12 protein-coding genes are annotated in these 13,009 nt (G+C 70.1%); 4 read left to right on the top strand and 8 right to left on the bottom strand.

What is annotated here, in order from left to right; all coding sequences use genetic code 11:
• Positions 1–105: 105 nt before the first annotated feature.
• On the top strand, positions 106–840 hold the full coding sequence (locus tag BLP73_RS05540; RefSeq protein WP_090741126.1) for an outer membrane protein: 735 nt from the start codon (positions 106–108) through the stop codon (positions 838–840).
• A 61-nt stretch (positions 841–901) separates the two neighbouring features.
• Here BLP73_RS05540 and pdeM read toward each other — a convergent pair whose 3' ends face one another.
• The 5 genes from pdeM to BLP73_RS05515 are packed head-to-tail and all read right to left on the bottom strand — an operon-like array spanning position 902 to position 7,213.
• Positions 902–1,567 (bottom strand): ligase-associated DNA damage response endonuclease PdeM, encoded by a 666-nt coding sequence (gene pdeM / locus BLP73_RS05535; RefSeq protein ID WP_090741124.1) that lies wholly within the window; start codon positions 1,565–1,567, stop codon positions 902–904.
• Positions 1,564–3,939, bottom strand: coding sequence for a ligase-associated DNA damage response DEXH box helicase (locus BLP73_RS05530; protein WP_090741122.1), 2,376 nt, complete (start codon positions 3,937–3,939; stop codon positions 1,564–1,566). The genes pdeM and BLP73_RS05530 overlap by 4 nt, the downstream gene beginning before the upstream one ends.
• Complete coding sequence (locus BLP73_RS05525; protein WP_090741120.1) at positions 3,936–5,486, bottom strand: cisplatin damage response ATP-dependent DNA ligase; 1,551 nt, start codon at positions 5,484–5,486, stop codon at positions 3,936–3,938. The genes BLP73_RS05530 and BLP73_RS05525 overlap by 4 nt, the downstream gene beginning before the upstream one ends.
• Positions 5,483–6,475 carry a ligase-associated DNA damage response exonuclease gene (locus BLP73_RS05520; RefSeq protein WP_090741446.1) on the bottom strand — a complete coding sequence of 331 codons (993 nt, stop codon included), beginning with the start codon at positions 6,473–6,475 and terminating at the stop codon, positions 5,483–5,485. The genes BLP73_RS05525 and BLP73_RS05520 overlap by 4 nt, the downstream gene beginning before the upstream one ends.
• A 21-nt stretch (positions 6,476–6,496) precedes the next feature.
• Positions 6,497–7,213, bottom strand: a complete 717-nt coding sequence (locus BLP73_RS05515) for a helix-turn-helix transcriptional regulator (RefSeq protein ID WP_090741118.1) — start codon at positions 7,211–7,213, stop codon at positions 6,497–6,499.
• Positions 7,214–7,275: 62 nt separating this feature from the next.
• Between BLP73_RS05515 and BLP73_RS05510 the strand changes: the two genes are divergently transcribed.
• A complete protein-coding gene (locus tag BLP73_RS05510) occupies positions 7,276–7,839 on the top strand; it encodes a glutathione S-transferase family protein (RefSeq protein ID WP_090741116.1) in 564 nt (187 codons plus the stop codon).
• Between the two features lie 10 nt (positions 7,840–7,849).
• On the opposite strand, the gene BLP73_RS05505 is transcribed toward BLP73_RS05510, so the two are convergent.
• The 3 genes from BLP73_RS05505 to BLP73_RS05495 form a co-directional block, all read right to left on the bottom strand.
• Positions 7,850–8,740, bottom strand: coding sequence for a DMT family transporter (locus BLP73_RS05505; protein ID WP_090741114.1), 891 nt, complete (start codon positions 8,738–8,740; stop codon positions 7,850–7,852).
• A 120-nt stretch (positions 8,741–8,860) separates the two neighbouring features.
• On the bottom strand, positions 8,861–9,160 hold the full coding sequence (locus BLP73_RS05500) for an HU family DNA-binding protein (RefSeq protein ID WP_090741112.1): 300 nt from the start codon (positions 9,158–9,160) through the stop codon (positions 8,861–8,863).
• Positions 9,161–9,301: 141 nt separating this feature from the next.
• A complete protein-coding gene (locus tag BLP73_RS05495; RefSeq protein ID WP_090741443.1) occupies positions 9,302–10,786 on the bottom strand; it encodes an AMP nucleosidase in 1,485 nt (494 codons plus the stop codon).
• Positions 10,787–10,879: 93 nt separating this feature from the next.
• Between BLP73_RS05495 and BLP73_RS05490 the strand changes: the two genes are divergently transcribed.
• Positions 10,880–11,785, top strand: coding sequence for an SDR family oxidoreductase (locus tag BLP73_RS05490; RefSeq protein WP_090741110.1), 906 nt, complete (start codon positions 10,880–10,882; stop codon positions 11,783–11,785).
• Positions 11,782–13,005: an FAD-dependent monooxygenase gene (locus tag BLP73_RS05485; RefSeq protein WP_090741108.1), complete on the top strand. Its 1,224-nt coding sequence runs from the start codon at positions 11,782–11,784 to the stop codon at positions 13,003–13,005. The genes BLP73_RS05490 and BLP73_RS05485 overlap by 4 nt, the downstream gene beginning before the upstream one ends.
• Positions 13,006–13,009: the final 4 nt, after the last annotated feature.

The following is a 13,009-nucleotide window of genomic DNA, read 5'->3' as shown; positions in this document are numbered from 1 at the left end:
AATCCCGGATTGAGTAACTTTCGTTTGCAATGGGCGTGGAGAACAAGCTACGCGGTCGCGACGAACGAAAATCTCTGGCAACGAGTTGAATTTAGGAGCCTCCTCATGAGCATGAAATCCATCCTTGCAGCCTGCGTAGCCTCGGGCGCGCTGATCTCGGGCGCGTCCGCGGCGCTGGCCGGCGGCTTCGTCGCCCCCTCGGTCGAGGTCGAACCCATCGTCGCGGCACCGGTCGCGACGACCGGCGATTGGGCCGGCGCCTATGTCGGCGGCTCGATCGGCTACTCCTTCGGCGGCGACGACACGATCGGCTTCAACGCCACCGACGACGACGGCTTCGGCGTCGGCAGCGTGGATGTGAAGGGCGCCACCGCCGGCGTCCGTGCGGGCTACCGCCTGCAGCGCGGCAACTGGGTCTTCGGCCCGGAACTGGCGGTCGAGGGCGGCTCGGTCGATGCCTCGGACATTGGCGATTTCGGTGACGCAGCGCTGGACGTCGAAAGCTCGGTCAAGAACATCGTCTCGCTGGTGCTGAAGACCGGCTATGTCGTGAACCCGCAGACCCTGGTCTACGGCACCCTCGGCGCGGCCCGTGGCAGCTTCGACTACACGCTGTCCGATGGCGAGACGTCCGAGACGCAGGGCTACCGCCAGACCGGCGCCGTGTTCGGCATTGGCGCCGAGCGCGCCGTGTCGGCCCGCACCTCGGTCTTCGCCGAGTACCAGTTCCGCAACTTCGGCAGCACCAGCCTGACCTACGACACCACCGAGGGCGAGGTCACGACCGTGGCGACGCCGCAGCACAGCAACATCCAGCTGGGCATGAACTTCCGCTTCTGAAGCGCAAGGATCTGACGCAGGAAGGGCCGGCCGCCATGCGCGCCGGCCCTTTTTCCTGCGGTCAGGCCAGCCGCCGGCGGGGCGTGGCGCCTATCGGCACCGCCAGCGCCCGCTGGCCGCAGGCGATGGCGATGCCGTGCGGCACAAGCGCCGCCAGCGTCGGGCTGGTCGTCTCCAGCCCGCCAGTATAGGCGCCGAAGGCCGGCAGGATCAGGTGGTCGCGGCCGACCATGAAGCAGCGGCGGCGCTGGCCGGCCAGGTGCAGGCAGGGGTGGTAATGCCCCGACACGTCCGGCCCCTGCCCCGCCTCGTGGCGCAGGACCAGCCCGTCGCGCAGCTCGGCGACATCGGTTCCGGGCAGGCGCGGGCAGATGGCGCCCGGATCGTGGTTGCCGCTGACCCAGACCCACCGCCGCCCCTGCGCCAGCGCCGAGATGCGTGCGCAGACGGCGTCATCCAGCCCCCGCCCGGCCGCGTCGTCGTCGAAGGCATCGCCCAGGCTGACGACGACCGACGGCAGGGTGGCGGCGATCTCGGCCTCCAGCCGCTCCAAGGTCGCCTCGGTCTCGTAGGGGGGCAGCAGCGCCCCGCCGCGGCGGGCCATCCGCTCGGATTTGCCCAGATGCATGTCGGCCACGATCAGCCAGCCGCGCGCAGGCCAGTAGAGCGTCCCGGCCGCCCGCGCCTCGAGCCGCTGGCCCGCGAAGTCGAAGGTGTAGGATGTCACGCCAGTCCTGCCTCTGCCATCAAGGCCGCGGCCTCGGCCTCGGCCAGTCTCTCCCGCCCTGCCCCCGCGATGGGGACGCGCCCGAACTCCAGCATCAGCGGCGCGGCCAAGGGGGTCACCCGGTCCAGCATCCGATGCTCAAGCCGGTCCGAGCGGTCCAGCATTTCCTCGATCCGGCCGAAATCCACAAGCCCCCGCCGCGCCTCGTCGGCCGTGATCCGCAGCAGCAGATGGTCCGGGTCGTATTTCCTGAGCGTGTCATAGAGGATGTCGCTGGAGAATGTCGCCTGCTTTCCCGTCCGCCGGCCGCCCGGCATGTTGCGCTGGATCAGCCCCGAAATGATGGCCACGTTGCGGAAGGTCCGCTTCATCACCGCGTTGCCGGCCAGCCAGTCGCCCAGCCCCTCGCGCAGCGCCTCGCGGTCCAAGAGCGGCGCCGGGTCCGTCACCGGGTCCAGCGACCAGATCAGCAGGGCGTAGTCGGTGGACAGGAAGCCAAGCGGCCCCTGCCCCGCCTCCTCCATGATCCGCGTCATCAGAAGGCCGAGCGTCTGCAGCGCGTTCCTCCCAGCAAAACCGTAGAGGGCGAAGTGCCAGCGGCCCTGATGCGGGAAGCTCTCGCTGACTAGTACGCCCGGACGCGGCAGGGTGCTGACCTTGGCCTGAAGCGCCAGCCAGCCCTGCGTGTCCTTCGGCAGCGCGGGGTGGTGCGCGGGATCGCCGATCAGCGCCAGCACCCGGTGGGAGAGCTGCGTCGAGGTCGCCAGCTTCATCCCCGAATAGGTGGCGATGCGCGGCTCTTTCGTCGGCTGCTTCGTGACCTCGACCACCATCTCGCGCAGCGCGTCATAGCGGACGGTCTGCCCGCCGATCAGGAAGGTGTCGCCGGGGCGGAGGGTCGCGGCGAAGCCCTCCTCGACCTCGCCCAAGGGCGCGCCGCCGCGGCCGCGGAAGCGGACCTTGAGCATCTCGGCCTCGACGATGGTGCCGACATTCATGCGCAGATCACGCGCTGCTCGCGGATCGCGCAGGCGCCAGAGGCCGTCCCGCTCCATCAGCCGCTGCCAGCGGTCATAGGCGCGCAGCGCATAGCCGCCCGTCGCCGCGAAATGCAGGCAATCGTCGAAGGCGGCGCGGCTGAGGGCGGCATAGGGGCCGGCGCGGCGAATTTCGTGGTAGAGCGCACCGGCGTCGAACGGCCCGGCGCAGGCGGTCAGCAGGATGTGCTGGCAGAGGACGTCCAGCGGGCCGGGACCGCGCGGATCGCCGTCCAGATCGCGCTCGCGCACCGCCTCCAGCGCGGCGACGCATTCGATCACCTCGAAGCGGTTGGCGGGCACGATCCGCGCCTTGGAGGGCGCGTTGTAGCGGTGGTTCGCCCGCCCGATCCGCTGCACCAGCCGCTTGACGTTGCGCGGCGCGCCGACCTGGATGACCAGATCCACCGCGCCCCAGTCTATGCCAAGGTCCAAGCTGCCCGTCGCCACCACCGCCCGCAGCGCGCCTGCCGCCATCGCCGCCTCGACCCGCTGGCGCGCCTCGCGGGCGAGGCTGCCGTGGTGCAGGCCGATGGGCAGGTTCTCGTCGTTGATCGCCCAGAGCGCCTGGAAGAACAGCTCGGCCTGCGCGCGGGTGTTGATGAAGACGATGGTGGTGCCGGCTTCCTTGATCGCCTTTAGCACGTCGGGCGCCGAATAGTGGCCATTGCCCCCGGCCCAAGGCGAGGGCGCGGTGGTCGGCAGCATCGCGATGTCGGGATCGGGGCCGGGATCGGCATGGATCACCTCAGCGCCGCCCATGAAATCGGCCAGCGCATCCGGGTCCTCGACCGTCGCCGAGAGGCCGGTGACGACCAGTTGCGGCGCCAACGCACGCAAGCGCGAGAGACCCAGCATCAGCTGATCGCCGCGCTTGTTCTCGGCCAGGGCGTGCAGCTCGTCCAGCACCACGCGGCGGAGGCTGCCGAAGATCTGCGGCGCCTGCTCGTAGGATAACATCAGCGCCAGCGATTCTGGCGTCGTGAGGAGGATATGCGGGGGGTCGGTGCGCTGGCGGGCGCGCTGCGACGAGCGGGTGTCGCCGGTCCGGTCCTCGACCCTCACCCTCAGCCCAAGATCAGCCACCGGCCGCGCGAGGTTGCGCGCGATGTCCGCCGTCAGCGCCTTCAGGGGCGAGACGTAGAGAGTGTGCAGCCCCGGCTGCGCGTCCACCAGATCGACGAGGCTCGGCAGGAAGCCCGCCAGCGTCTTGCCGCCGCCGGTCGGCGCGATCAGCAGGCTGTCGCCCTGGGCCTGCAAGAGCGCGATCTGGTGCGGATGCGGCTGCCAGCCCTGCCGGGCGAACCACGCTTGGAACGCGGGGGGCAGGGTCACGGGATCATGTCTTTCAGCGTTTCCAGCCGGTCGGCCTCGGCCGCGGGCTTGTCCCAGCGGATGCGGCTGATGCGGGGGAAGCGCATGGCGACGCCCGACTTGTGGCGGGCCGAGGCGTTCAGCCCCTCGAACGCGACCTCTAGCACCAGCTTGGGCGCGACCGAGCGGACGGGGCCGAAGCGCTCGGTGGTGTTGTTCCTCACGAAGCGGTCCAGCTCGCGCAGCTCCTCGTCGGTGAAGCCGAAATAGGCCTTGCCGACCGGCACCAGCTGCTCGCCGTCCCAGAGGCCGAAGGTGAAGTCGCTGTAAAAGCCCGACCGCTTGCCGTGCCCCCGCTGCGCATAAAGCATCACCGCGTCCACCACCATCGGATCGCGCTTCCACTTGAACCACGGCCCGCGCGGGCGCCCGCCGACATAGGCGCTGTCGCGGCGCTTGATCATCACGCCTTCGATCACCGGGTCGGGCAGGCTGTCCCGCAGCGCGGCCAGCTCGTCCCAGGTTTTGAAGGGCAGCAGGGGCGAGATGTCGATGCGGGGGCTGGAGAAGGCGGCGGCCTCCAGCAGGGCGCGGCGGTGCTGGTGCGGCAGGGTGCGGACATCCTCGCCGTTCCAGATCATCAGGTCGTAGACGCGCAGGCCGGCGGGGTGGCTGTCCAGCATCGCCTTCGTCACTTGCTTGCGGTTTAGGCGCTGCTGCAGATCGCCGAAGGGCGCGACCTGATCGCCGCGCCGGACCAGCAGCTCGCCATCCACCGCGCCGTCGAAATCCAGCGCCTCAAGGAGGTCGGGAAAGGCGCCCGAGACATCCTCGCCGGTGCGACTGTAGAGGCGGCGGGTGCCGCCGTCGCTGACCGCCTGCACCCGGATGCCGTCCCATTTCCATTCCGCCGTATAGTCGGCCGGATCGAAGGCGCGCAGCTGGTCCAGATCGACGGGGGTGGAGAGCATGACAGGGCGGAAGGGCGCGCGGGCGGCATGTTCGGGCCGTTCGCCACCTGCGATCCACTGGAAGAGCGGCGCATAGGGCGGGGTCAGGCCATGCCAGATCTCCTCGATATCGGCGACCTCGGGCGTGCCCATCTCGGCCAGCGCAATCCGTGCCATCCGGGCCGAGAGGCCCACCCGCATGTTGCCGGTCGCCAGCTTCAGGAAGGCCAGCCGCTGCGAGGCGCCGAGCCGGTCCAGCATCCCGGCGATGGCCGGCGGCAGGCCCGCCTTGCCGGTCTTGGACAGCAGCTCCAGTGCCTCGCGCAGGGGCACATCGTCGTCACGGTCGGTGTCCCAAAGGAGCGCGATCGTCTCGGCCAGATCGCCGACGAAGTCGTAGCTCATGGCAAAGAGCTGCTCGTCCACCCGCTCGGCCATGAGCCCGCGCAGAAGTCCGGGCGTGACCGCGCGCAGCTTCAGATCGCCAGTCAGCGCGGCCAAGGCATAGCCGCGATCCGGGTCGGGCGTCGCCTCGAGGTAATGGCGCAGAAGCCGCAGCTTGGCATTTCGCGCCGGGGTGAAGGCCAGCCGTTCCAAGAGGTTTGCGAAAGCCCTCATTCCGGCTCGTCCTCGTAGCCGACAAGGCGCAGGGGGCGAGACGGGAAGCCCTCCAGCTCGCACCAGCGCATCAGCCCGTCCTCGGTGCCGTGAGTGATCCAGACCTCCTCGGGGGCCAGCTCGCGGATGGTCTGGGTCACCTGCGGCCAGTCCACATGGTCGCTGATGACCAGCGGCAGCTCGACCCCGCGCTGGCGGGCGCGGGCGCGCACGGTCATCCAGCCCGAGGCGAAGCCAATCACCGGGTCGCGGAAGCGCTGCACCCACGCGCTCGCGAACGCCGAAGGAGGCGCTATGACCAGCTGCGCCTCGACCTTGTCGGCGGTGGCGGGGACCAGCTCTCCGAGGTCGATGCCCTGGTCGACGTGATACTGGCAGAGCCGCTGAAGCGCGCCGTGGATGGCGATGGGGCCGTCGATGCCGGCCTGCCGCGCCAGGGCGATCACACGCTGCGCCTTGCCGAGGGCGTAAGCGCCGATCAGGTGGTGACGCTCGGGGAACTCGGCCATGCTGGCCTTCAGGCGCTCCATCTCCAATAGCGGATCGGGGTGGCGGAAGACGGGCAGGCCGAAGGTCGCCTCGGTCACGAAGATGTCGCAGGGGACCGGCTCGTAGGGGGCGCAGACGGGGTTCGGCGCGCGGCAATAGTCGCCCGAGACAACGATCTTCGGGCCCGCCTGCGGCATCACCGCGATCTGCGCCGAGCCGAGGATGTGGCCCGCCGGGTGGAAGCTGACATCCACATCACCGACGCGGATCACGCCCTCGGCCACCTGACGCGTGTCGGTGAAGTCCTCGCCGTAGCGGATCGCCATGATCTCCAGCGTCTGGCGCGTCGCCATGACCGCGCCGTGGCCCGAGCGGGCGTGATCGCCGTGGCCATGCGTGATCAGAGCGCGCGGGACCGGGCGCACCGGGTCGATGAAGAAGTCGCCGGGCGGGCAATAGAGGCCGGCCTCGGTCGGGTGCAGGATCTGGTCGGCGCGCATGGCTCTGAAGATGGTGAACAATCAGCGAAAATCAACGCAGCCCGCAGGTTGTCGTTCCCGCTGCCGCGCCTCGGCGTAATCGCGCACCAGGGGCACGCGGCGGGGGCGGAAGCTGGCGCCGGTCCGCTCGGCCCCGATCAGACGTGTCACGTGAAACACTCGGAAGTCCATCCTGAGGCGGCAATGGGCCAGCAGCATCAGGCTGCGCTCGGTGTAGGAGAGGGCGAGCGGCCAGATCGTGCGGGTGGTGCGGCGGTCCTGCAAGTCCAGATATCCGATGCGCAGCTCGGCCTCGTCCCAGCAGGCGGCACGCAGCGTCGCCAGATCGACCTGCGGCGCCTCGCGGACGGGCGGCAGGGTGAAGGCGCGCAGGATCGCGTGATGGGCCTGCTGGGCCTGCCGCTCGGGCAGGGTCGCGACGATGCGGGCCAGCGCGCCCTGCCCCGCCGCCACCAGCGCCGCGTCGCCGATGCCGGCCAGCGCCTCGATCGACAGGCGCAGAGCCTCGATCTCGAGGCGCGAGAAGCTTTGCGGCGGCAGCGCCGGGTCCTCGGTCAGGCGGTAGCCGACCCCGGCCTCGCCATCGATCAGCGCCCCGCCCGCGCGGAGCGTTGCGATGTCGCGATAGAGTTGCCGGCGCGAGACGCCGCTGTCCTCGGCCAGCCGGGCGGCGGTCACGGGGGGCGGCAGGCGGCGCAGGCTGTCCATCAGGCGCATCAGCCGGTCGGTGCGGGACATGCTGCCTCATTCTGTCAGCAGGGTGGGTGCATGCTGATCCGGTCGAACACAGGAGGCAAGAGATGCCGACACTCTACCACGCTCCCAACAGCCGCTCGGACAGCGTGTTGACGCTGATCCGGATGATGGGCGTCACCGATCACTACGACATCCGCGAGGTGTCGATCCCGCGCCAGGACGGCAGCGGCGGGCGCGATGCGCAGAACCCGCATCCCGAGGGCAAGGTGCCCTATCTCGTCGATCGCGAGGACCATATCCGCGAGCGCGGGGCCATCATGCTGTGGCTGACGGACCGGCATGGCTCGGCTCTTGGGCGGCCGGTCGGGCATCCGCAGCGGGGGCGCTATCTGTCGTGGCTGTTCTACTATCAGGGCGTCATGGAGCCGGTGATGATCCTCGATTGGGCGAAGCTGGCGCATCCGGCGATCGAGGCCAGCCTGCGCGACACGCCGACGATGCTGGCGCAGCTGGACGCGGCGCTGGCCGAGGGGCCGTTCCTGCTGGGCGACGGGTTCTCGGCCGCCGACATCCTCTGCGCGGGGCCGTTCCTGTGGTTCGGGGACCAGGCGCCCAACACGCCGGCGATCCGCGACTGGTGCGCCCGCTGCGCCGAGAAGATGGCCTAGCTGGCCCGGATCAGCTGGGCGGCGGGCGCTTGACCGGCGGGGCCTTGGACAGCTGCACCATCAGGATGCCCGCCATGATGATCGCGACGCCGATCACGTCGCCAAGGCCGATCGACTCGTTCAGCAGGAGGGCGGCGACCGCGACGCCGAAGAAGGGCGTCAGGAAGTGGAACGTCGCCGCCCGCACCGCGCCGATGCGCCCGACCAGCAGGAACCAGACCCAGGTGGCGGCCAGCCCCGGCACGATAACCGTATAGAGGAAGGCGCCGACGAGGCGCGGCGTGTAGATCACGTCCCAAGTCTCGAAGAAGGGCGCGATGAGGCCGAGCGTCAGCGCGCCCACCAGCATCTGCAGGCCGACGACCATCATCACGTTGCCGCCCGAACTGGCGCCGCGCACGGTCAGCGTGGCGACGGCCAGCGCGAGGGCGGCCGCGAAGCACATGAGAACGCCCGTCAGGTCGCTGCCGCCCTGCAGCCGCGCGCCCATGATGACGGCGACGCCGGTGACGCCCAGAAGAAGGCCGATGACCCCCATCCGCCGCAGCCGCTCGCCCATCAGCATCCAGCCCAGAAGCGCCACCAGAAGCGGCATCGTCGCGGCGATGATCGAGGCGAGCCCGGCCTCGATCCACTGCATCGCCATCCAGTTGAGGCCAAGATAGAGCGCGTTCTGGCACAGGCCCAGGATCACGACCGCCCGCCACTGCCCGCGCGTCAGGGCGCGCCAGGTCTCGCCCATGATCAGCGCGATGAGGATGCCGACCGCCCCCGACAGGGCGAAGCGCAAGGCCAGCGACAGCAGCGGCGGCGCTTCGGTCACGATCATCCGGGTCGAGGTGAAGGCCGAGGCCCACATCACCGCGAAGGCCAGCCCCATCAGGATCGCGCGGATGTCCATGTGCCTGCCCCCGTTGCAGATGATGCAGGAAGGGCTAGCAGAGCCTCACGGGAGGGTGAAGCGCAAAGAGAAAGGCCGCACCCGAGGGTGCGGCCTGTTCCGGCATCGCTGGCGGACGGATCAGCTGTTGACGCTGTCCTTCAGCGCCTTGGCGATGGTGACCTTGACCTGCTTGTCGGCCGGTTTGGTCATCATTTCCTGCGTCTGCGGGTTGCGGACCTGACGCTCGGGACGCGCGCGGCAGGCGATCTTGCCGATGCCCGGCAGCGTGACGGCACCGCCGCCGGCGACTTCGCGGGTCACGACCGACACCAGCGCGTCCAGAGCGGCCGCAGCCGATTTCTTGTCCGATCCCATTTCCTCGGCCAGCGTCGCGACGAGCTGGGTCTTGGTCATCGGTTTGGCAGAAGCCGTAGCCATGGTCTGTCTCCTCTTGCCCCGTTCACCGGGGCCCAAACTTAGCGCCTTTTGCGGCATATCGCCTGCTACACACGGTTTTGACGGGCAGATCAAGCATTTTTCGCGGAAGACGCGAAAAGCTGCGCGTCCGTGCGGCAGTGGTCACAGGAAGGCAGTTTCCGTGAACGAACGCAACTTGCGCGAGTGAATCCTTTCCAGCGGCATGTCGCGCAGCTTCTCCATCGCACGGATTCCGATCAGCAGGTGGCTGGCCACCTGGGTGCGGTAGAAATCCGTCGCCATGCCGGGCAGCTTCAGCTCTCCGTGCAGCGGCTTGTCGCTGACGCAGAGCAGCGTGCCGTAGGGGACGCGGAAGCGGAAGCCGTTGGCGGCAATCGTCGCGCTTTCCATGTCCAGCGCCACCGCGCGCGACAGCGACAGGCGGTGGACGGGGCCGGACTGGTCGCGCAACTCCCAGTTGCGGTTGTCGATGGTGGCGACGGTCCCAGTCCGCATGATGCGCTTCAGCTCGAATCCCTCGAGCTGCGTGACCTCGGCCACGGCCTCTTGCAGCGCCACCTGCACCTCGGCCAGGGCCGGGATGGGCACCCAGACCGGCAGGTCGTCGTCGAGGACGTGATCCTCGCGCAGGTAGGCATGGGCCAGGACGAAATCGCCGAGCGACTGGCTGTTCCTCAGGCCCGCGCAATGCCCGACCATCAGCCAGGCATGGGGGCGCAGCACCGCGATGTGGTCGGTCGCCGTCTTCGCGTTCGAGGGACCGACGCCGATATTGACCAGCGTGATCCCCTGCCCGTTCGGCCGCTTGAGGTGGTAGGTCGGCATCTGCGGCATCTTGGGCAGCACGGCGACCGGCGCCTCGGGGTCGGTGATCTCCTGGTTGCCGGGCGCCACGAAGCCCGTGTAGCCCAAGGCCGGGTCGGCCAGGGCGCGGCGGGCATAGGCCTCGAACTCGTCCACGTAGAACTGGTAGTTGGTGAAAAGGACGAAGTTCTGGAAATGCTCGGCCGCCGTGGCGGTGTAATGGGCGAGCCGCGCCAGCGAATAGTCGATCCGCTGCGCCGTGAAGGGCGCAAGGTGGTGGCTGCCGTCGGGCATCGCCCCTGCCACGCCGTTGACGATGTCGTCGTTCACCGTGTTGAGGTCCGGCACGTCGAAGACGTCGCGCAGCGAGAAGCCCAGCACGCCCTCCTGCGGGACGGCCAGATCGCTCTGCGCCGCCACGGCGAAATGGACCGGCATCGGCGTGTCGCTGCTGCCGATGGTGATCGGCACGCCGTGGTTGCGGATCAGCAGGCCCAGCTGCTCGGTCAGGTAGTTGCCGAACAGGTCCGGCCGCGTGATCGTGGCCGCGTAGCTGCCGGGCGCGACGACATGGCCGAAGGACAGGCGCGAATCGAACTTGGTGTGGCTGGGCACGGTCAGCCGCACCTCGGGGTAGAAGGCGCGGAAGCGGGCGGTCGGCTCGGCGCCGCCGAGCGTTTCCTTGAAGCGGTCGAGCAGGAAGGTGGTCGCGTGCTCGTAAAGCTCGCGCAAGCGGGCGACGGCGGCCTTGGCATCGGTGAACTGGCTGCGCTCGGCGGGCTCGGGCGTGCGGACGGGCAGGAAACGGGGGTCGGTTGTCATGGCGATGTCCTTCTCGTTGCCGCGAAACTGCCAGCCCGGCCTGCGGCAGGCAAGCGTCTGGCGCCCGGCCGGGGGCGCGGCTAGGTTGCCGTCATGGAAATGCTTGTTTTCGGTCACGGCTATTCGGCCGGCCATCTCACCCCGCTGCTGACCGCGGCCGGCTGGCGCGTCACCGGCACCACGCGCGAGGACACGGCCCGCGTCGCCGCCACCGGCGCCACACCCCTGCTCTGGCCCGGGCAGGAGGACGAGGTGCGCGCGGCGCTGGCCCGCGCGGAGGCCGTGCTTGTCTCGGCCGCCCCGACCGAGGCGGGTGATCCGGTTCTGGCCGCCTTTGCCGAGGATCTGCCGCAGGCCAAGCTGCGTTGGCTCGGCTATCTCTCCACCACCGGCGTCTATGGCGACCGGCAGGGGGGCTGGGTGGACGAGGAGAGCGAGCTGGACGGCTCGGGCCCCCGCGGGCAGGCCCGCGTCCGGGCCGAGGCGGCGTGGCAGGCTCTGGCAAAGGCGCATGGCCTGCCGCTGCACATCTTCCGCCTCGCCGGCATCTACGGGCCGGGCCGCGGCCCCTTCGCAAAGCTGCGCGCCGGCACCGCGCGGCGGATCGTCAAGCCCGGCCAGGTGTTCTCGCGCATCCACGTCGAGGACATCGCGCAGGTGCTGAAGGCCTCGATCGACCAGCCGCAGCCGCTCGGGATCTACAACCTCTGCGACGACGATCCCGCCCCGCCGCAGGACGTGCTCGAGCACGCCGCGCATCTTCTGGGCCTGCCGGTCCCGCCGGCCGTGCCCTTCGAGGACGCGGCGCCGAAGATGTCGCCCATGGCGCGGTCCTTCTACGCCGACAGCAAGCGCGTGCGGAACGACCGGATCAAGACCGAGCTGGGCGTGAGCCTGCTCTACCCCGACTATCGCACCGGCCTCGCCGGCGTTCTGGCGGCCGAGGGCGACGGTGCCGCATGGACTCCGGCGGCGGCGCATGATGGAACGGACGCATGAGCCAGGATTTCGACGTCGTCATCGCGGGAGGCGGGCTGAACGGCCCGGTTCTGGCGCTTGCGCTGGCCGGCGCGGGGCTGCGCATCGCCGTGGTGGACCCCCGCCCCGCCGAGGCGCGTGCCGAGGACGGCTTCGACGGGCGGGCCTATGCGCTGGCCGTCGCCTCGACGCGGCTGCTCGCGGCGCTGGACCTCTGGCCGGGGCTGGCGCCCAAGGCGCAGCCGATCCGGCAGGTCAAGGCGAGCCAGGGCCAGCCCGGCGAGGGCGCAGGCCCGCTGTTCCTGCATTTCGACAGCGCCGAGATCGAGGAAGGCCCCGTCGGCCACATGCTCGAGGACCGCTTCCTCTATCGCGCCCTGCTGGCGGCGATGGAGGGAGCGGTAACGCATCTGCCGGGCATCGCGGTCACGGGCCAGGTGCCAGACGAGGCGGGGATTGACGTGCACCTGTCGGACGGGCGCAGCCTGCGTGCGGCGCTGCTGGTGGGGGCGGACGGGCGCGGCTCGGGCGTGGCGCGGCGGGCGGGGATCACGCGGCAGGGCTGGGACTACGGCCAGACGGCGCTGGTCGCGGCGATCGATCACACGCTGCCGCACGAGGCCACCGCGCATCAGTATTTCATGGCCACCGGCCCGCTGGCGATCCTGCCCCTGCCGGGCAACCGCAGCAGCATCGTCTGGTCCGAGACGCGCGCAAATGCCGCCGCCATCGCCGCGCTGCCGGACGCGGATTTCCTGCGCGTCCTTCGCCCGCGCATCGGCGACTTCCTCGGTGATCTGTCGCTGGCGGGGCCGCGCTTCTCCTATCCGTTGTCGCTGTCGCTGGCCGACCGCTACGCCGCCCCGCGCGTCGCGCTGGTCGGGGACGCGGCGCATGGGGTGCATCCCATCGCGGGCCAGGGTCTGAACCTGGGGCTGCGCGACGTCGCCGCCCTGGCCGAGGCGGTGGTCGAGGCCTCGCGGCGCGGCGAGGACATCGGAACGAGCCTGGTGCTGGAGCGCTACCAGGGCTGGCGCCGCTTCGACGCCACCGCGCTGGCGCTTGGGATGGACGGGGTGAACCGGCTCTTCGGCACGGACAACCCGCTGGTCGCGGGGCTGCGCGGGCTGGGGATGGGTCTCGTTTCGGCCGTGCCTGCGCTGCGCCGCGGCTTCATGCGGCAGGCGGCGGGTCTTGCGGTTCAGCCGATGCCGCGGCTGCTGGCGGGCCAACCGCTCTAGCCAA

Origin of the sequence: Paracoccus tibetensis, from assembly GCF_900102505.1 — a bacterium.
In the GTDB taxonomy this organism is placed as follows: Bacteria; Pseudomonadota; Alphaproteobacteria; order Rhodobacterales; family Rhodobacteraceae; genus Paracoccus; species Paracoccus tibetensis.
This window is presented reverse-complemented; position numbering and strand designations above follow the sequence as displayed.